Origin of the sequence: uncultured Pontibacter sp., assembly GCF_947499215.1 — a bacterium.
Classification (GTDB): domain Bacteria; phylum Bacteroidota; class Bacteroidia; order Cytophagales; family Hymenobacteraceae; genus Pontibacter.
This window is the reverse complement of sequence record NZ_CANMNI010000001.1, coordinates 1,076,696-1,095,861: the sequence shown is the minus strand read 5'-3', so window position 1 is coordinate 1,095,861 and position 19,166 is coordinate 1,076,696. Positions and strand designations below refer to the sequence as shown.

Genomic DNA, 19,166 nt, shown 5'->3' with positions numbered 1-19,166 from the left:
TGAATGGATATAATTTAATAAAGCTGATAAATATATTGAAAATTATATACTTGTCTGCATTTAATAAAAAAAATATCCTGCTGCCTAATTAAGAGGAAGTGCGTCAGTGCCTAAAATGAGTAATGCTAGGGCAGTTCAAGCAAATTATGCTTGCGAACATAGGCTTTCTGGCCTTTCCAGCGGATCTCGTACCAAATATCCTGTTCGCCTATGATGGGCACTTTATGTCCTTGTGAGACGGTTGCCAGCCATGTGGCCCCGGCTGACGGCGCCGACATGATCGCCACTTGGTCGTTTCGGATGATGCCCTCATCGCCTAGGTTGAGGAAGTTGATATAATAGAGGATGAAAAGGAGGTATAGCACAAAGCCGGTCTTGAATGCCCGGCTAAAGCGGTGGCCCTTACGCCAGCTCACGAACATGACCGTTACAGTGACCACGGCGGCTAAGAGCATAAGCTCCAGTATGCGCATGTAGTGCTTGCTGAATTGTGTTTTAAAGAACTGCAGGTCGTTGTATTCATACCCATTCAGGCGGTGCGTCTGGCCCAGTTCTTCCATCTTTTTAAGCACAGAACGGCTTGGTTGCTTTTTGTAGAACAGATGCAGGTAGTACATGGCACCGGTATAGTCACGGAGACTCTCCCGTATATAAGCCATTTTGAGGAGCATCTGCGGAGAGTAGAGTTGCTGCTGCAGCAAAGAATCGTAGAGCACAAAGGCCTCGGTGTATTGTTGGCTGTTGAACAGTGAATCGGCCTGAGAAAGGGTTTTAGTATCTGGCTGACTATAAACTGGTTCGGTGTTCAGCGCCAAAAAAAGGAGCAAAAAACCAGATATTTTGAACCAAAGATTTTGCATTTAAACAGATAGCTATTACTTTTGCAACGCAATTAAGGGAAACGCCCTTGGGAATGCAAGTTAGTAAAAAGATTCTGTAGCTCAGCTGGTAGAGCAATACACTTTTAATGTATGGGTCCTGGGTTCGAATCCCAGCGGGATCACAAGTAAAACCTCTCTATTTAGGTAGAGAGGTTTTTTTACCAACTAACAAAATAGTACCGATTCTGTAGCTCAGCTGGTAGAGCAATACACTTTTAATGTATGGGTCCTGGGTTCGAATCCCAGCGGGATCACAAATAGAAAGCCTCAAACCTGTGTTTGGGGCTTTTTTTATTTCTACTAGTGGTAAGTCTGTAACTCTTCGCACAGTTTCAGGTTTATATATGCCAAAGCATATCTAAAGTTTATCCATGGAAAACTTTGTCAAGATTCAAGTACCTGTATCCATTTCCTATTCCGCCCTAGAAGGTGTACTGAAGAAGCAACTGGTAGGAGAGTTTATTCCCAAACCTACAGAGGACAGTGAGGCTTCTCCATACGCCCAGATACTGGATGTCGGGCTGGCGGGCAGCAGCTCGGGCGCCGGTGACATCTTCTTGAAAGTAAGAATCCGCATACTGCGCACCATCCTGAAACGGGACAACGTGGAGTTGTATGTACAGGCCACACCGGGATACGACAATGCCACACAACAGGTGTTTGTTCGGAAGTTCAACATGCAGTCCCAGACTTCCAGCAGCTTTTACAATTCCTCCTTAGAGGTGCTCGTAAATAGAGTGGCCTACAACCAGATCATACAAAAAGCGAGAGTCAACCTGCAGGAAATAATAGAGCGGGAACTGACAAAGGCCAACGGCCTATTGGAAAAGGGACTTGAGCTGAAAGGGCTTAAGCTGTTGGGCGCGGTAGAGGAAGTGCGCGTGCAGGACATCACCCCCAAACAGAATCGGATGTTACTCAAGTTGGAAGCGCAGGCAAACGTAGAAGTGGAGGTGTTGGATCTGAGTGAGCTGATGCCCGCTTAGCTAGCAATCTTTAGTGAGCAGGCCTTTTTCTTTAAAGCAGCAGACGAATAAGACTGGGAGTAACTATTTTCTTTTGTAGTTCACGAAATTCTATACCTGTTGCTAGAGCGCTGATGCTTAGGGTTTTTAAACCAAAAATGTGTTGTGGCGTTTTAATCAGATACCGGTAGTAGCGTGTATATTCCAACATGGTTTTGTGATTAATAGAAAAACCACTACTTTTGCACTCCCATCACGGGTATAATATAATTGATTCTGTAGCTCAGCTGGTAGAGCAATACACTTTTAATGTATGGGTCCTGGGTTCGAATCCCAGCGGGATCACTAAAAAAGAAAGAGGCTGTTTACGCAAGTAAACAGCCTCTTTCTTTTTTAGTCTTTGATTGAATTCTAACAGCCCCTCAAGGACTTTACCACTAGTGACGCAGACCTGTTACTCAGTCTTATAGAGTGTTTCGAACAGCTTGTACTTATAGTGCTTGTACTCCTGCAGCACAGCCACCATCGCAAACAGTGTCAGGGCAATTACCACCGGGTATACCATGTACAGCATCGGGTGCAGAAGTGGCAGAAACAGCAGGCCTAATAGTAGAATCGAGATAAAGCTATACAGATACGAGGTCTTGGCGCTGAAACTCAGAATACCGCCCTTTACCATCTTCGGACTCGTAAACGAAGCAATGATTCCGATCGGAGTGAGTACCATAACCGCACCGCTGTACATAAGTAGTATAAAGGTAGCCTGCTCGTGGTTAAAGAAAGCCACATAAAGCACCACGATGGCGGCATCAATCAGGAGCGGCATGCGCAGCGGCATCAGACTCGCTTTCAGAAAAGTCTTATAGTCGCCGGTGGCCCGCTCGGTCGTCAGCCAGAGGTTCTTGTAGAAGCCCCACACATTGTTGAACACATAGGTATAGATTACGAGTGGGCCCACGAACAGCCACAGCGACATATTCTTGTCGAACATGTGCACGCCCTTGGCCATGTATACGGTGGCATCTATACCTAGCATAAGCACCTTAAAGCCCAATCCGAAGAGCAGGAGTTGCTTGGCCATTTTATGGTTCTTGAACAGGCGCCAGCCAAGGCTGCGGCGAGCGTCGCTGCTGTAGTTAACGGTGCGGCGCTTCGGTTCATAAGCGGCTTGCTCGAGCAGGTAATTTGCTATCAGGAAAGCTGACAGAGATACAAAGTGCACAACCAGCATCATAACCGAATTAACCGGTTCAAACATGGGTGCACGGGCTTCTAAAGCTATAAAGGCCCCTGTCATAACTACCGCTCCCCAAAACATAAAACTACGCCAGTTAATCCGCCGCTCGATAAAGATCTGTAGCGAACGCCTTGTGATATGGGCCGTCAGGAATACCAGAAAGCTTTGTATGAAATGCAGGAAGGTATAATCCGGCGACATCATGAAAAGCAGCAACAGGAAATTGAGCAGCACGAAATAGAAGGGCGACACCAGTTCCACTACTAGCTCCGTTGAGAAGCGCTTTAGCGGTTTGATGGGGTAGATGCGGTTGATAAAGTCGGCTTTTGGGATATAGGCCGGGAAAAAGCCGCGCAGTATGGTAAAGGCGAGCAGGAGCAGGTTGGTATATCCTAGCATCTCGCTCACGTCCATATTCAAGCCACCCTCACGAGCCTGCTGCAACAAATAAGTGAACAGCCATGCATAGAAACCCGACAGCACGATTCCCAACGCCAGCAACAGCACACGCTGCAGCTTCTTCTGTCGGAAATAGCTGTTCAGTCTCGCCTTGCAAGAATATAGGATTAGGTCCATTTAAATGAGTTTAGGAGTTTGAGGGTTGAGGGGGTTTAAGAGTGCTCTTGAATCTTGAACTCCTAAACTCTAAAACGCTCTAACTAATTCAACATCCAGTCTATGTCGGCGTCGGCGGAGGTATGGTGAGGGAGTAGCAGCTGGAAGAGCGCCTGATCGATCAGGGCCTCGCCGTTCATGGTGAACTCCTGCACCGTGCCGTTGTACATTAACTGGCCATCGTTGAGCACGCCGATGTGCGTGGCAACGCGCTCCACATAATTCAAGTCATGCGAAGAGATCAGCACCACCCGGTTTGGCGTGCTGTAATTGCGAATCAGCTTCACGAGCAGTTGCGCCGCGATCGGGTCAAGGCCCGTAAAAGGCTCATCAAGGATCAAAACACGAGGCTTGTGCAGGATGGCGGCTACAATGCCTACTTTCTTTTTCATGCCGGTAGAGTAGCCCGCGATGTTCTTGTGCAGCGACTCTCTATCGGTAAAGAAATAGTTGGTTAGACTGCTGATGCGCTGCTGTGCTTCCGCCTCAGGCAACTTATAAAGCTTCGCTACGAAGTTGAGATACTCCAGACCGGTGAATTCCTCAATTAAAGGATTGTCTTCGCAAAGAGCGCCTAGGTCCTGCTTTACCTCAAGGCTGTCCGTAAGGTAGTCTTTGCCGAAAAGGGTGATGGAGCCTTCATCAGGTTTAATGAGATCGAGAATGCTGTTGAGGAAAGTGCTTTTACCCACTCCGTTTTTTCCCAAAAGGCAATAGCACTGACCCTGTTCTATTGTCATGTCAAGCGACTGCAGCACGTTCTTGCGGCCATACGCTTTGGATAGTCCCTTTATCTCGATGCTCATAATTCGTTCTTCGGCTAAAATATAGTTATATAACTATTTAATAATCAGGTATAAAGTTAGCGATGCGCTCGGAATAGTCCAAACATAATGCCATGATTGTTAAGCATACTGCAGACTGTGACCGATAATTCTTATGTTCCTGTTATTGTTATAGGCAACAATAGTAGCTATGCATAAGGTTTCTGCAACCTGCCATATAAGTACAATTTTTTAATTGCCGACTTGATAAGTGCATTTAATACAAATAGTTACCTCAGCTATTGTATAACAAAGCTCTGAGTGATTTGTTAATTTTAGATGAATCTAAAACATAAATTAAATAAACTTAAACTTTTGTTTAAGTTTGTCTCGTAGTATGATTAGATTAAACTTATTCATTTGAACTTATGAGATATTTATACCTGCTGGGTATGTTTTTACTGTTACCTTGGTTGGTAAGCGCTCAAACCGGGAGTATTAGGGGGGAGGTGAGGACAAATGAAGGGCCTGCAGCATTTGCCAGTATAGGGGTGGTAGGTACAACTATAGGAGCGACAGCCGATGAGCACGGCAAATTTGAGTTGGCACTGGTTCCGGCAGGTGAGCATCAATTAAAGTTATCGGCGGTGGGCTACCGGCCAACCGAAAAGACTGTGGCAGTAGATGCAGGCGAAGTCATCACTGTACAGGTGATGCTGCAGCAACAGGATGCCCGGCTAAGCGAAGTCGTCGTGACAGGGAATATGCGCGAGACCTACTTGCTGGAGTCGACAGTGCCCGTGGAGATTTATACGCCCCGTTATTTTCAGAAAAACCCGACACCGGCCATATTTGAGGCGCTGGAGATTGTGAACGGGGTACAGCCCCAGATTAACTGCAACGTCTGTGGTACGGGCGACATTCACATCAATGGCATGGAAGGCTCCTATACCATGGTGCTTATAGATGGCATGCCGATTGTAAGCGCGCTGTCGACAGTGTATGGTCTAAGCGGTATACCTAACAGCCTGATCGAGCGGGTAGAAATAGTGAAGGGACCGGCTTCGACGCTGTACGGCTCTGAGGCAGTCGCCGGTCTCATTAACATCATCACCAAAAGCCCACTCACAGCCCCCCGCCTTGCTGCGGATGTGTTCTATACCTCTCACAATGAACTCAACGCAGACATTGGGTATAGCAAACAATGGGACAAGGCGTCTACGATGCTCAGCGCGAACTATTTTCGGTTTAATGACAGACGCGATGTGAACGGCGATAACTTTACGGACATACCGCTACAGCACCGTATCTCCCTGTTCAATAAGTGGAGCCTGAGCCGAAAACAGAACAGGGTGGCTAACGTGGCGGCCCGCTATTACTATGAGGACCGCTTCGGAGGTGAGTTACAATGGACGCCTGCCTTCCGGGGAGGAGACAGTATATACGGCGAGTCGGTTTATACCAGACGTTACGAAATACTAGGCGCCTACCAGCTTCCGGTGCAAGAGCACATCATGCTGAGTTACTCCTACAACGATCATTCTCAGAACGCGGCCTACGGCGAAACGCTTTACAAAGGCCAGCAGCGGGTAGCTTTCGGTCAGTTGGTATGGGACAAGGAACTCTCCTCTCAACACAAATTCCTTTTGGGCTCTGCGTACAGGTATACATGGTACGACGACAACACACCGGCTACGCAGCGTGGCGAGGGCGCGGAAACAGAAAACAAACCTGTGAATACCTCGCTCCCCGGCTTGTTTGCAGAGCACGAATTCAAAGCTTCTGACAAAACCACGCTGCTCACAGGCCTGCGCTACGACTACAACTCAGCGCATGGCAGTATCCTGACGCCACGCTTCAATATGCGTTGGGCGCCAAACGGAGACAATATATTCCGCCTGAGCATCGGCAATGGCTATCGGGTAGTCAATCTTTTTACAGAAGACCACGCCGCGCTGACGGGTGCCCGCCAAGTGGTGATTCGCAATGAACTGAAACCTGAACAGTCCTACAATGCCAACCTGAATTACCAACGCTACGTGCCACTGGGCAGCGGCTTTATTAATCTGGAGGGCTCCGCTTTCTATACCTATTTCACAAACAAAATCATCGCAGATTTCCTGACAGACAATAACCTGATCATTTATGATAACCTGAGCGGGCATGCTGTTTCCAAGGGTATAGCCTTGAACACCGAGCTCGCTTTTACCTTCCCTTTGCGCTTGCATGCGGGTGTTACCCTGATGGATGTATACCAAATGCAGAACTCTGCTGAAGGTTTGAGTGAGCGCATCCCGCAGTTGCATGCGCCCCGCTTCTCAGGTACCTTCACGGCTTCTTACCATTTCCGCCAGCTCGGGCTTACGCTGGACTATACCGGCAGTGTAAAAGGGCCAATGCACTTGCCAGTGCAGGAAAACGATTTCAGGCCAGAGATGTCGCCATGGTTCAGTTTGCAGAACTTGCAAGCCACTAAAGTTATGGGAGAGGGGCTGGAGATCTACGGCGGCGTGAAAAATCTGCTCAACTTTCTACCCGAAAATCCACTCATGCGTCCCTTCGACCCTTTTGACAAGCGAGTGGATATTAACAACCCCAATGGGTATAGCTTCGACACGGAGTATAACTACGCACCTATGCAGGGCCGGCGGTTTTTTGTGGGCTTGCGCTATACCTTGCCGCAAAGGGCTAAGTAATTGACTTTGTGCTGAGTTAGTCTAAGGTTTTAAGGGAAGGAAGTATAGAACAGTCTGTCTTGCATGAAAAAAACGTTCTAAGCGGGGTTTGGCTGTTGCAATTCTCGACTCTGCTGTATACTTTTGCAAACCTATTTACCTGCGCACGTGGTGAAATTGGTAGACACGCCATCTTGAGGGGGTGGTGCCTTCGGGTGTGGGAGTTCGAATCTCCCCGCGCGCACATCAAAAGCTCTGTTCTTAACTGAACGGGGCTTTTTTGTTTTTAAAGCCTGTTTTATTGCTCCTTTTTCCTATCCAGCAGTGAGCTAATCAGTGACCTGAAACAATAAATGGAATTTGGTCACGAATAAGCTTGTAAGTTATTGATTAAGTGTTATTTAAAATGGTATAACTCGTTTTTGAATGGTCTCCTTAAAAAAAGGCTAGGGGGTTAGCAGGTTTGAAATTGTCTGAGGGAAAGTACTAACCTCACCTGTCTTATATCTATGCGTGTCTTGTGGCTTGATGCTATGCTTGACGCATTGGCAGAATTTTCTTCAGCATACTAATTCTGTATATCTGTCTGACTAACGTCCTATACCTTCTTCTCAAACGGATTCTCGGGCTTGACCAGCATCACCTGCTCCCGCTCCACGACTACAGCGCCGGCGGGGGCGCCTTTGGGTTTACGCACCCATTTCTTAGGGGTGTATAGTACAGGGCAAAGGGAGTCGCTTTTGCGCTTGCTGTAGTAGGCGGCCAGTTGGGCTGCTTTTTCAAGCACGGTGGCAGGTATGGTTTTACCGGCTTGGTGTTTGATCACCACATGCGAGCCCGACACGTCTTTTGCGTGCAGCCAGATATCCTCTTTATAGGTATGGCGCTGGGTGAGCAGATCGTTATTCTGGGCACTCTTCCCGACCAGTATCTTAAATCCTTCAGTTTCAAATAAGCGGAAAGGTGCCTCCTGTTGTGCCTGCTGCCGCGTGCTGAGCAGGTGGGCGTACTCTTTCAGGTATGGCTTGAAGGCCTTATAAGTTTTTACTTCCTCCAGCGCCTGCAGCGCGTCTTCCAACATAATGGCTTCTTCCAGTTTGCGTTCCTGCCGCTCTTCCAGCTGACTTACTTCCACATGTTGTTTCTTTGCCTTGCGGTAAAGGCGCTCTGCCTGTTTTTGAGGTGTCTCGGTGGCTTTGAGCTTGAACTTTCGTTGGCGGTCGGTATAGAAGTCGTAGAGTTCCACTTCGGTGGCACGCGGCGGTATGTTGGTCAGGTTCGCCATCAAGATGTCTGCGATCTGGGAGTAAGAGCGGCCGTGGCGCAGCTCATACAGCCGGCTCTCCGTCTGCTCCAGTATAGCCTGCGTGGCCCGCTGTTTCTTGAGAAGTTGCTGTTTGGTTTGCTCATACAGCCGCTCAAAGCCCGTTTCGCTCAGGTAGTAGCGCGTAAAGGCATTCAGGGACTCCATTGGATTGTCGTATACCTGCACCACTTCACCAATCTCGAGCAGCGAAAGGCGCAGCTTGCCTTCCAATCGGATGAGGTAGTAAGCCTCCGGCGCTTCGAGTTTTTCCAGCATCTCCTGTACCAGTTCCCATTTGTCTTCCAGCGCTAGTGTACTGTAATGTCGCTCCGCTAGGTATAGCGCGGGCAGGTCGCCAAAAGTGGGGTATACTTTTTTGAGATTGCCCTCTGCCGCCGCAAATGTCTCGAAATTCTGGCGGATGGGTCGGTCCATCTTCAGCGGGTCAAGCTCCAGATCAGCTCCGAACTTCTTATGGAAAATCTTGAGTGGCTCTGTGCCCTGAAATAGCACGATATTGGAGCGATTGCCAAATAGTTTGAACAGGAAAATATAGTCGTTGCTGAGTCGCAGGTAGAAGCTGCGCTCATTCAGATGCTGCACCACATCCAGCACTTTCTCCCCGATCAGTTCAGCGAAAAGGTTGACGGTGTTGGCGCGCGCGCGCTTGAACTCGGTGGGGAAGGATAGGGATGAAAAGTGAGCGGTAAGCATGGCCCGTATGTAAAGCTCCTGCCCGTCGCTTGACACAAAGCCGATAACCAGTTCGTCCTTGTTCTGGCTGAAACAGGTTGCAACCTCCATACCTTCCAACCGCGACTGCAGTTGCTCGGTAAGTTGCCGTAAAAAGTAGTAGTTCTGGTGCATTTATACCTCAAACTGAAGACCGTCGTAGCCGAGTCGGATAAAATCGGGGAGGGTGAGTTCTACTTCGCGGTGGAGGCCTAGCAGGTGGCTGATGTGGGTGAGGTAGGCGCGCTCCGGCTGCAGGTCTTCGAGCAGGTCGATGGCCTCCTGCAGCGAGAAGTGCGAAATATGCGGCTCTTGGCGCAGGGCATTGAGCACGATCACTTTAGAACCGCGCACTTTTTCTTTCTCGGATTCAGCAATGTAGTTGGCATCGGTAATGTAGGTGAAGTCGCCCACCCGATAACCCATCACGGGAAGTTTGTAATGCTTTACCCGGATAGGTATAAAAGGCACGCCCTCGATCTCGAACGGCTCTTCTGTGATTGGATGAAGCTCTACACGGGGGATGCCCGGATACTGTATACCTGAGAAGATGTAGGCAAACTCCCGCTTTAGCTGCTCAAGTACGCGCTCCTCGCCATAGAGCGGCATGTCTTTGTGCTGCGAGAAATTATAGGCACGAATGTCATCGAGACCGGCGGTGTGGTCTTTGTGCTCGTGCGTAAACACTAGCGCATCGAGCGTGCGAATGCGCTCACGCAGCACCTGTTGCCGGAAATCAGGGCCAGAGTCGATGATAAAGCTCTTGCCATCCACCTGCATGTGCACAGACACCCGAAGGCGCTTGTCCCGATAATCGACAGAGCGGCACACTTCGCAGGAGCACCCGATAACGGGGACGCCCTGCGAAGTGCCGGTGCCTAAAAGCGTTACTTTCAATTGGATCTTTCCTGATTGCAGATGTTTTGGTAAAGCTGCCTGTTCTTTTCGCTCAGCAGACTCTCATCCAACGTAATAGTTCTCAGAATGTCGTAAAGGCAGTTTATTTTGCCCTCAAGGCTGAAATATTTGTTCACGACGGCTACTTTCATATCCTTCAATACACAGTAACCCGCTTTAAAATTGCCCTTCTCGTAGCGCAGCACAAAATCCGACTCCGCAAAAATATCCTCCAACTTATTTAAAAATGGCCGCGTGTACTTCAGTTCCATTTACAACTCTCCGGTGTGCTTCTTTACGGTCTGTACCAGCATGTCGAAATCAAGCGGCTTTGGCAGGTACTCGTTAATGCCCACCTCCTTGAAGTCTTCCATGGTGTAGTTGTTAGCGTTGCCAGTTACCGCGATGATCGGAATGTTAGCGATTTGCTCGTCTTTATGCGCACGGATCTCTTTAGAACACTCCATGCCGTTTTTTATCGGAATGTTAAGGTCCATAAGGATCGCATCGATCTTATTGTTCTCCACCTGTTTGATCACTTCACTGCCATTCTTGGCGGTCAGGATCTTGTAGTTCTGAAGCTCTAGAATTTTCTTCGTCAGGTTCAGGATCACAGAACTGTCTTCTGCAATCAGGATGGTCTTGTTTTCTGCCATAGGTTTATAAACTATAAAATGATCTCTTTATAAGTTTTGCGGTAGTTTTCGTATTGTTTCAACAGTTCAGAGAAGTTGTCGGCCACGCTTTCGAATTGGTCGTGCTTGATGTCGTGCTCTAGTATTTTGGCGAGCTCCGCCACCTGATTGATACCTAACGTGAAGCCGGTTCCCTTTAGTTGATGCAATGTACTTAAAATACTTTTGTATTGTTGTGCATCGAGCTCTTTTTTGGCCTCCTCAAGCAATTCGCCCGCCTCTACCTCAAATTCGCTGTAAAGTTGCTTCGTAAAGTCATCTCCTCCAATCTCACGCAATTGCTCCACAATAGCCACGTCTATTACGGGCTGCGCTTGGGTTTCGGCGTCTTCCGGCAGGTTGGCTTCCAGTCCCTCGGCGTTTTCGCGTTTCCAGTTGCGTGCGTGCCAGTTCATGATCACCTTATACAGGTCGTTGCTCTTCACAGGCTTGGAGATGTAGTCGTCCATACCTTGGCTCATGAACTTCTCGGCGTCTTCGCGCATAGAGTAGGCTGTCATGGCCACTACCGGCGGACAGTCGGCTCCTAGCTTTTCCTTTAGAATGGAAGTGGCCGTCACGCCATCCATCTCCGGCATCTGTATGTCCATGAACACCATGTCGTAACCGTTATTAAGGGCACGGTCAATAGCCTCGTAGCCATTGGAGGCCACATCAGTGCGGCAGCCTAAGCGCTCCAGTAGTTTAAAGGCCACTTTCTGGTTGATCTGGTTATCATCTACCAGCAGCACGTATGGCGTAAAGTCCAGCACTTCGGCCTCTGCATTCTGCAGCTGCATGCGCTGTACCTGCGCTTCCACCTCTTCGCTGTTGGCTTGCTTCACTTTTATGGTAAACCAGAAGGTACTTCCGTCGTTCGGCTTCGACTCTACCCCAATGTCGCCGCCCAGCAGCTGGGTCAGCTGTTTGGAGATGGCCAGACCGAGTCCGGTGCCGCCAAAGGTTTTTGTCGAAGAGTTATCGAGCTGCGTAAAGTCCGTGAAGAGCAGCTTCTGATCAGCTTCAGTTATACCTATACCTGAGTCTTTCACGCGTACCTTCAGCATGTATTCCTTTCCGTTTTTAAGCGGTTTCGCATCTACGTGTATACTTACCTCGCCCTCATTCGTGAACTTAATAGCATTGGAGGTCAGGTTAGAGAGCACCTGCAGAAAGCGCGTCTCATCGGTGAGCACATAGCGCGGGGTGTTCGGCGTAATGGCATACGTGAAGTGCAGGTCTTTTTGCTGGGCCCTGTTCGCAAACAGGGAGTGGATCTTGTTGAGCGTGTCGTGCAGATCCATGCCGCTCTCGTGCAGCACCAGTTTGCCGGCCTGCATCTTAGAGAGGTCCAGAATATCGTTCAAAATGGCCAGTAGCGCATCCGATGATTTGCGCAGTGTATCAATGTACTCTTTCTGCTCCTCGTCCGATACGATCTGGCTCAGCAAGTCGATCATGCCGATGATGCCGTTCATAGGGGTGCGCAACTCGTGGCTCATGTTCGCCAAGAACTGGGTTTTCACCTTGAGCAGATTTTCGGCTTCCTCCTTGGCTTTTAGCAGGGCCACTTGGGTGCGCTTCAGTTCCGATACATCGCGCAGCACACCTTCCATACCTGCTGGCTGGCCGTCTTGGTCGTAGGTGAGGCGGGCGTCAAGCAGTACGGTTTTGATGGTACCGTCCTTGCACACCATTTCTATCTCAAAGTCGCGTATGCTTTCCTGCTCCAGCACTCTCTCTTTTATCAGGGCACGATCAGCTATGTTCGCATACAGACTCTCCGACGAAATGGCGAGGACCTCCTGCTCCGTGTAGCCAATCAGGTTTTGGATAGACGGGCTGACCAGCTCGAACGTGCCGCCCATGGTGGTGCGGTAGTACACGTCTTGGAAGGATTCGAAGATGCTTCGGAACTTCACCTCGCTTTGAGCCAGCGCCAGCTGCGACCGTTTCTTGTCTGTTATGTCGAGCGCTATACCTGATATCTCCTCAAAGCTGCCGTCCTCCAAATAGATTGGGTTCAGGTATACCTCTCGCCATCCCTCCGGATTGTGGAGGTGCACCTCAAAGTGTTGCGGATGTCCTTTAAAGGCCTCGATGTACTTGTCTTTCCAGAATTCAAATGAGTTTTCGTGGAAACTCACCACATTCTCGTCGTTTAGCCGCGTGAAAAGCTCTAACTCCTGTCCGCTGCGGTCAAAGAAAGCGGCTGCGAAGTTTCTATTAAAGGAAGTAAGCTCAAAATGCCGGTTAAGCGACCACATGTGGTGCGATCCGCTTTCGAAGATCGCGTTGAGTCGGGCGTTCTGGTTGTTGATCTGCTCTTCGTTGCGCTTACGCTCAATGGCAAGCGCCACTTGGTTGGAGATAAAGTGCAGAATCTCGATATCAGTGTGCACGTAGGCGTTCGGATCTTGATAATCCTGCAAAGTAATCACCCCGATGATACGGTCTCCGATGGCCAGTGGGGAGCATAGCATCACCTCCGGAATGGCGCCGTGTATAGTGAAATCCTGCTCTTTGGCCAGTTGCAGCAACTCCGCTTTCTGCATGTAAAGTGGTTTGCCCGTCTCAATAATGTGCTCTGACAGGCCGCGTGCGAATGGACGCCGCATCTGCGCCTTGGCGGCTTTGTCTACAAATTGGTCGACAAGGTAGGCGAAGTGCAGATGGCGGTGCTCGTCGTCGCAAAGCGCGATGTAGATGTTGCGTGTCTCAATGATCTTGCTCAGCTCTCGGTGTATGGCCGAGTAAAGTGAGTTAAGGTCTTTACTGCTGATGGCCAAGTTGGCGATACTGTAGTATACCTTCTGCAGGCGCTCGGCTTTGATGCGGTCCGTAATGTCGTGGAGGATAGCGCGGGTAGCCACCGGACGTCCGTCCTGCCAGCTGCAGGTAATGGATCCGATCAGGTGCACCGGTTTGCCGGCCTTGGTCAGGAACACGGTCTCCATCTTGTTCACATTCTCACCCTTATACAGGTTGCGCAGCTGGTAAATCAGCTTGGCTTTGTAGTAGGGGTGCACAATGTCGTTAAGCGTGAGCGATTCTATGTCGTGGTCGGTATAGCCCAAGCGCTCTTTCCACGCCTTGTTCACAAAGATGAACTTGTTGTCAACCGAGATATTCTGGATAAGGTCGTGTGCATTGTCGAAGAGGTCCTGCAGACGGATCTTGTTGTCTTTGAGGGCCTCCATCGCAATGCGTTTGTCGGTCATGTCTTTGCCCACGCTCGTCAGGCCGATCAGATCTCCCTCCGGTCCGTACTCAAACATACAGTTCCAGCGCACCGTTTTAATCTGGCCCGATTTGGTGATCATATCGCGCTCGTAGTAGGAGTTGAGGTGGCGTGTCTCTATCGATTTCTTGAAGTCTGCCAATCTCGACTCACGGTCAACCTCTGGAACTAGTAATTCATAAAAGTTCTGTCCGATAAGCTCCTCGCGGGTGTACTCCACATAAGTCAGGAAATAGTCGTTGGCATAGGCGATGTTGCCGTTCACATCCAAGCTGTAGTAGATCAGGTTAACTTTCTCGAGAAAGCTACGGAAGTGCGACATCGACTCGCGGGCCACGTCTTCGCGGCGCTTGGCGCTCTGCACCTGTTTCTGCTGCGTGATGTCGCGTTTAAATACCAAGATATGATAGGCCCCATCTATCATGACCCGATTGAGGTTCAGTTCCGTGTCCATCGGAGTGCCGTCTTTACGCAGGTTTTTCCACTCCACCGTAATCGGCTGGCCCGTCTTCATGAGCTGATCGATAAGCTTTGCCGTCTTTTCTGATGAGAGCGACCCGTCTGGCTGATACTCCGGTGAAAACTCTACCGGGGATGAGCCTACCAAGTCCTCACGCTTACAGCGGAAATACTGCAGTGCCTTCTCGTTACAATCCACCACAATGCCGTCCCGAAATAGGAGAATGGCATCGTAGGTAGACTCGAACATGATCTTGTACTTGTCCTCGGTATGGGTGAGTTTAAGTTGCAGATCGTGCTGGGCAATGTAGTTGCTTATGGCGCTGCCAATAAAGTCGAGCAGTGATACAAAGGACTGTGTAATTTTGGACTCATGGCCGGGCCATACCAGCAAGAGGGCAATGAGCCCCGTCTCAGTGCTGACAGGCACTACGGTCAGGTGCTGCCCGAGCAGGTTCTCCATTGACGTGATAAGCTGCTGCAACGATTTGCGCTTGTCTGTATGGATCAGCTGCTCTGCCTGTTCTGCCGGCATATCGACGGAGGCAGGCAGCTCTTTGGCGGGAGCTACACCAGTAGAGTAGGAGAGACGCACCTTTTCACCGGCGGTGTCATAGGTATAGACGGCACCTCCGATCACGTCACTTTTATCAAGCAGCTCGTCTAAGGTATAGCGCAACACGTCCTCCCGGCTACCAGAGCCTGAGAGGTTGGTGATCAGGTGGTTCACAAACTCCAACTGATGGTTACGGAAGCGGACATTGCGCTCGGCACCCACCGCCTCGTACAGGTTTTTGGCAGAGCCGAATATCACGGTTTCTCCGTTGAAAGTGCCCCGGCGAAGCGATATCTCAACGGGCATAAGCTCTTGGTCCGTTTCGCGCAGCCACCACTCAAACCGTTGCGGTTCGCCTTGCAGGGTGCTATGCAACTGGTTGCGCAGCGCCACCCGCTCAAACAGGTTTAGCTCGAATTGTCTATAGAGCGATTTTCCAATGATATCCCGTTTCTGGAAGCCTACCAGCTCCAATCCGCTTTGGTTAATGTCAATGAAATTGCCATCGCGATCCAGAATAAAGAGCGGTTCAGCGCTATCGTCAAACACGTTATGATAGCTGGTGTCCGCTGCTTCAGTTTGGATGCTTTCAGCTAGATCGAAACACAGAAAGGTATGGCCTTGGAATTGCAGTTGCTGACATTGAAAAATATGCTCTTTACCGCTCCGATCCTTAATCTCTCCTTTAACCTTGCTACCGTGTGACAAAGAGGCTGTAAAGGAGGTAAACTCCTGCTCTGAGGACAAGTCGCCAACCAGTGGTCTTATGTTCGCACCCGCTTCGAGACGGAAAAGGGCCTCGGCTCTGGGATTTGCGGCCAGAATCTCCCCGGTAGTGGAGGTAACCAACAGCGCGTGATCAGCAGGGTATAGCTGCGTGAGCACCTGTAGGAGGTTTTCGGCCTGAAGTATTAGGTTTTGGGTGGTATGGCGGCTGGGTATCAGTGGCATCTAGGTCAGTCAGTTCTCGTTTAAACCGATAAATTAATAAAAAAACAACAGCAATGGCACATTTTGCTTCCTGAATAACAATAAAGCAAGTTAATTTGTGCTGTTTTACCAATTATATTCCCACCCGACGCACATGAGCCTAGCTGACAGCCCTCGTTTCCTGATAGTGGTAGTTGGTCCCACCGCCGTGGGCAAGACGGATCTATGTGTGCGTTTGGCTAAGCACTTTCAAACGGAAATCATATCGGCCGACTCACGCCAATTTTACAAGGAGATGTCGATCGGGACGGCCAAGCCCAGTTCGGAAGATCAGGAGGGGGTACCGCATCATTTCGTAGACTCCCACCATATCACCGAAGAGTATAACGCCGGCGCTTACGAACAGGATGTGCTTCAATTGTTGCAGCAACTTTACAAGGAGCACCAAGCCGTGCTATTGACGGGGGGCTCGGGCCTGTACGTGCGGGCTGTGACGGAGGGTATGGACGAAATGCCCGAAACCGATCCGGCCGTGCGGGAGCGACTAAGTGAAGTGCACAGCCGAGAAGGGCTTGGGCCGCTTTTGGAGCAACTGCAGCAACTCGACCCCGCCTATTATGAGCGGGTGGACAAAGCCAACCCGCAGCGCGTCATTCGGGCGCTCGAGGTGTGTCTTTCCAGCGGACAGCCTTATTCAGCTTTCAGGAAGTCGGGGCAGCAAGAACGTCCTTTCCATATTATTAAAATCGGCCTCAACCGAGACCGGCAGGAGCTGTATACCCGCATCGACCAGCGCATGGACCAGATGTTGGAGCAGGGACTGCTGGAGGAGGCCAAAGCGCTATACCCCTACCGGCAGCACAATGCCCTACAGACAGTGGGGTATAAGGAGATTTTCGACTTTTTGGAGGGTAAGTATGATTGGAAAGAGGCCGTGCGCCTACTCAAACGGAACAGCCGCCGCTATGCCAAGCGGCAACTGACGTGGTTTCACAAGCATGCCGACTATAAGTGGTTTCATCCGGAGCAATGGGATAAGATCGTGGCTTTTATAGAACGCCAAATGCAGGGAGAAAGCTAAGAGGCAATGTATAAAACAGAAGAAGCCGGCAGTGTAGAGCTCCGGCTTCTTCTGTTTTAAAAGGCTGGATACATTTATACCGACAGGATATCCACCATTTTAGTAAAGTTCGGGTTGATGAGTTTCTGTTTGGTAATGGTTTCGATAAACGGGGTGTAAACCAGCTCTTTGTTGATAATGCCGGCCATCTCGTTAGTGCGGCCTGCTAGCAGACCTTCCACGCAGGCGATGCCCAGTTGGCTGGCCAGCATGCGGTCAGCTGCCGTAGGGGCGCCTCCGCGTTGCACGTGCCCTAGTATCGTCACACGGGCGTCCATGTTTGGAATGATACTGGAAACCTTCGCTGCGATGTCAGTGGCGCTTCCCTCTTCATCGCCTTCCGCCACGATCACTATGAAAGAAGTTTTAGAGCGTCTCCAACCAGCTTTCAGTTGATCGATTACAAAGTCAATCGAAGTGTCCGTCTCCGGAATCATCACGATCTCGGCCCCGCCACCAATGGCGCAAGGTATGGCAATATAACCCGAGTCACGGCCCATCACCTCCACAAAGAACACACGTTCGTGGCTATCTGCCGTGTCGCGTATCTTGTCGATGGCGTCAAGGGCGGTATTCACGGCTGTGTCATAGCCGATGGTATAGTCCGTGCCGTAGAGGTCGTTGTCGATAGTGCCGGGTGCGCCAATGGTAGGCACACCAAACTCCTCATAGAATATATTGGCCCCGGTGAAAGTGCCGTCGCCGCCAATAGCTACCAGTCCTTCAATACCGAACTCCTTCAGCTGATCATAGGCCGCCTGACGGCCCTCTTTGGTCATGAACTCTTTGCTGCGGGCCGACTTCAGGATCGTGCCGCCTTTCTGTATGATATTACTCACTGTCAAAGACTCCATTTTAAAAATGTCGCCTTTGATCATGCCGTTGTATCCTCTTCTGATACCGTAAATTTCGATGTCGTTGTAAACGGCTGCCCGGACAATGGCCCGGATGCACGCATTCATGCCCGGTGCGTCGCCTCCTGATGTAAATACTCCAATCCTCTTCATAAGGAGATAATGTTTAATAAGTGTCGTGAAGAGACATTTGTGCAGTCTCTCTTAAAAAATGCAAAAGGTGAGCCTCTGCGGTTTCGATGAATCCGCAAGTTATGCAATTGCTAATTTAAGTGGAAATAAAAAAATAATGCAAAATCATAACTTCTAAGATAGTAAAAACCGTATGTAAAAGCACCAACGCCTGCAAGCTGTAAACAAGAAAGGCCCCTTTCTTTTTTGGCTTCTGCAAAATTAATCGGCCGGGTATAGCTATACTTAGGTTGTTCGTTACTAATTTGTTATCAAAACAAAAACGATTCTAAAAAGGGAGCTGTATGTTTAGTTTTTTTGAAAGCGAGGCAGAAAAAAAATTAAAGAGCCACATCACTAATCTGGGGGCCCTCGCGAAAGCTGACGGCCATGTGGACCCCAGCGAGATGGATTTTATCATCTCGATAGGGGAGCGTCACGGCATGAAGCCCAACGATGTGCGCAACCTGCTCTCCAACTTGCAAGAGGTAAAACCCCAACTGCCGACCAACGATTCGGAACGTTTTGACCAGATCTATGATCTGGTGGAGATGATGCTGGCCGATGGCATTGTGGATGAGAGCGAGATGGAGTTCTGTATTAACATGGCGGTGCGGCTCGGCTTTAAAAAAGCCATCGTAGGCGTGCTGGTGCGCAAAATATCGGTGGGTGTGAAAGACGGTCTTTCGCGCGAACAGATTCGGTCGGATGCACAGGCATTTCTCAACTATTAATTCTCTTAAATTACGGCATGAAAAACCTGCGTGTGTGGAATAGTGTGGTGTTGGGTATGTATGCGCTGGCGCTACTGCTGTTGGCTTATTTTTTCTTCTCCCACGAATGGCATCTTGTCTCTTACAGAAACGCCCTGCTGTCTGACGACTTCATATTGCGCTTCTCAGCCTTCTGGTTCATCAGCTTTTTGCTTACCATCATGGTATACCTTCTCAACTTGAGCTTCAACTACCTTTGGTTGCCGCGCACCGAAAAAATTGTGGCCATACAGGCAGGCAAGCTTATTCTGGCAGTCGGACTTTCAGCCGCATTTTTTACGGTTGTCATCGTTTCTTTAAGCCGTTTGCAATAACA

At 49.6% G+C, this 19,166-nt stretch carries 14 protein-coding genes and 4 tRNA genes; 9 read left to right on the top strand and 9 right to left on the bottom strand.

Annotation, left to right across the window (positions count from 1 at the left end; translation table 11 throughout):
* Nucleotides 1-125: 125 nt before the first annotated feature.
* Nucleotides 126-815: an SH3 domain-containing protein gene (locus Q1A04_RS04775; RefSeq protein WP_299701931.1), complete on the bottom strand. Its 690-nt coding sequence runs from the start codon at nucleotides 813-815 to the stop codon at nucleotides 126-128.
* Between the two features lie 115 nt (nucleotides 816-930).
* Here Q1A04_RS04775 and Q1A04_RS04770 point away from each other — a divergent pair.
* The 4 genes from Q1A04_RS04770 (at nucleotide 931) to Q1A04_RS04755 (ending at nucleotide 2,191) form a co-directional block, all read left to right on the top strand.
* Nucleotides 931-1,003, top strand: a tRNA-Lys gene (locus Q1A04_RS04770).
* Between the two features lie 59 nt (nucleotides 1,004-1,062).
* Nucleotides 1,063-1,135 (top strand) — tRNA-Lys (locus Q1A04_RS04765).
* Nucleotides 1,136-1,252: 117 nt separating this feature from the next.
* A complete protein-coding gene (locus Q1A04_RS04760) occupies nucleotides 1,253-1,867 on the top strand; it encodes a DUF4403 family protein (RefSeq protein ID WP_299701928.1) in 615 nt (204 codons plus the stop codon).
* Between the two features lie 251 nt (nucleotides 1,868-2,118).
* Nucleotides 2,119-2,191 (top strand) — tRNA-Lys (locus Q1A04_RS04755).
* A 109-nt stretch (nucleotides 2,192-2,300) separates the two neighbouring features.
* Here the strand turns inward: Q1A04_RS04755 and Q1A04_RS04750 are convergent.
* Nucleotides 2,301-3,659: a hypothetical protein gene (locus Q1A04_RS04750; RefSeq protein ID WP_299701925.1), complete on the bottom strand. Its 1,359-nt coding sequence runs from the start codon at nucleotides 3,657-3,659 to the stop codon at nucleotides 2,301-2,303.
* A gap of 83 nt (nucleotides 3,660-3,742) precedes the next feature.
* Nucleotides 3,743-4,504 carry an ABC transporter ATP-binding protein gene (locus Q1A04_RS04745; RefSeq protein WP_299701922.1) on the bottom strand — a complete coding sequence of 254 codons (762 nt, stop codon included), beginning with the start codon at nucleotides 4,502-4,504 and terminating at the stop codon, nucleotides 3,743-3,745.
* Nucleotides 4,505-4,914: 410 nt separating this feature from the next.
* Here Q1A04_RS04745 and Q1A04_RS04740 point away from each other — a divergent pair, with 410 nt between their 5' ends.
* Nucleotides 4,915-7,158 (top strand): TonB-dependent receptor, encoded by a 2,244-nt coding sequence (locus tag Q1A04_RS04740; RefSeq protein WP_299701919.1) that lies wholly within the window; start codon nucleotides 4,915-4,917, stop codon nucleotides 7,156-7,158.
* Nucleotides 7,159-7,299: 141 nt separating this feature from the next.
* Nucleotides 7,300-7,381, top strand: a tRNA-Leu gene (locus Q1A04_RS04735).
* 354 nt (nucleotides 7,382-7,735) lie between these two features.
* Here the strand turns inward: Q1A04_RS04735 and Q1A04_RS04730 are convergent.
* The 5 genes from Q1A04_RS04730 to Q1A04_RS04710 are packed head-to-tail and all read right to left on the bottom strand — an operon-like array spanning nucleotide 7,736 to nucleotide 15,953.
* Complete coding sequence (locus tag Q1A04_RS04730; protein ID WP_299701916.1) at nucleotides 7,736-9,310, bottom strand: NFACT RNA binding domain-containing protein; 1,575 nt, start codon at nucleotides 9,308-9,310, stop codon at nucleotides 7,736-7,738.
* A complete protein-coding gene (locus tag Q1A04_RS04725) occupies nucleotides 9,311-10,072 on the bottom strand; it encodes an MBL fold metallo-hydrolase (protein WP_299701913.1) in 762 nt (253 codons plus the stop codon).
* A complete protein-coding gene (locus Q1A04_RS04720; RefSeq protein WP_299701910.1) occupies nucleotides 10,069-10,344 on the bottom strand; it encodes a hypothetical protein in 276 nt (91 codons plus the stop codon). Before Q1A04_RS04720 ends, Q1A04_RS04725 begins: the two co-directional genes overlap by 4 nt.
* Entirely contained in the window at nucleotides 10,345-10,728 is a 384-nt protein-coding gene (locus tag Q1A04_RS04715) for a response regulator (protein ID WP_299701907.1), read from the bottom strand.
* Between the two features lie 11 nt (nucleotides 10,729-10,739).
* A complete protein-coding gene (locus Q1A04_RS04710; RefSeq protein ID WP_299701904.1) occupies nucleotides 10,740-15,953 on the bottom strand; it encodes a PAS domain S-box protein in 5,214 nt (1,737 codons plus the stop codon).
* 133 nt (nucleotides 15,954-16,086) lie between these two features.
* On the opposite strand from Q1A04_RS04710, the gene miaA reads away from it, so the two are divergent.
* Nucleotides 16,087-17,013: a tRNA (adenosine(37)-N6)-dimethylallyltransferase MiaA gene (gene miaA, locus Q1A04_RS04705; RefSeq protein WP_299701901.1), complete on the top strand. Its 927-nt coding sequence runs from the start codon at nucleotides 16,087-16,089 to the stop codon at nucleotides 17,011-17,013.
* Nucleotides 17,014-17,087: 74 nt separating this feature from the next.
* Here the strand turns inward: miaA and pfkA are convergent, their stop codons facing one another.
* Complete coding sequence (gene pfkA / locus Q1A04_RS04700; protein ID WP_299701898.1) at nucleotides 17,088-18,059, bottom strand: 6-phosphofructokinase; 972 nt, start codon at nucleotides 18,057-18,059, stop codon at nucleotides 17,088-17,090.
* A 323-nt stretch (nucleotides 18,060-18,382) separates the two neighbouring features.
* Between pfkA and Q1A04_RS04695 the strand changes: the two genes are divergently transcribed.
* Both Q1A04_RS04695 and Q1A04_RS04690 read left to right on the top strand, forming a co-directional pair.
* Nucleotides 18,383-18,811, top strand: coding sequence for a TerB family tellurite resistance protein (locus Q1A04_RS04695; protein ID WP_299701895.1), 429 nt, complete (start codon nucleotides 18,383-18,385; stop codon nucleotides 18,809-18,811).
* A 17-nt stretch (nucleotides 18,812-18,828) separates the two neighbouring features.
* Nucleotides 18,829-19,164: a hypothetical protein gene (locus tag Q1A04_RS04690; protein WP_299701892.1), complete on the top strand. Its 336-nt coding sequence runs from the start codon at nucleotides 18,829-18,831 to the stop codon at nucleotides 19,162-19,164.
* Nucleotides 19,165-19,166 lie beyond the last annotated feature (2 nt).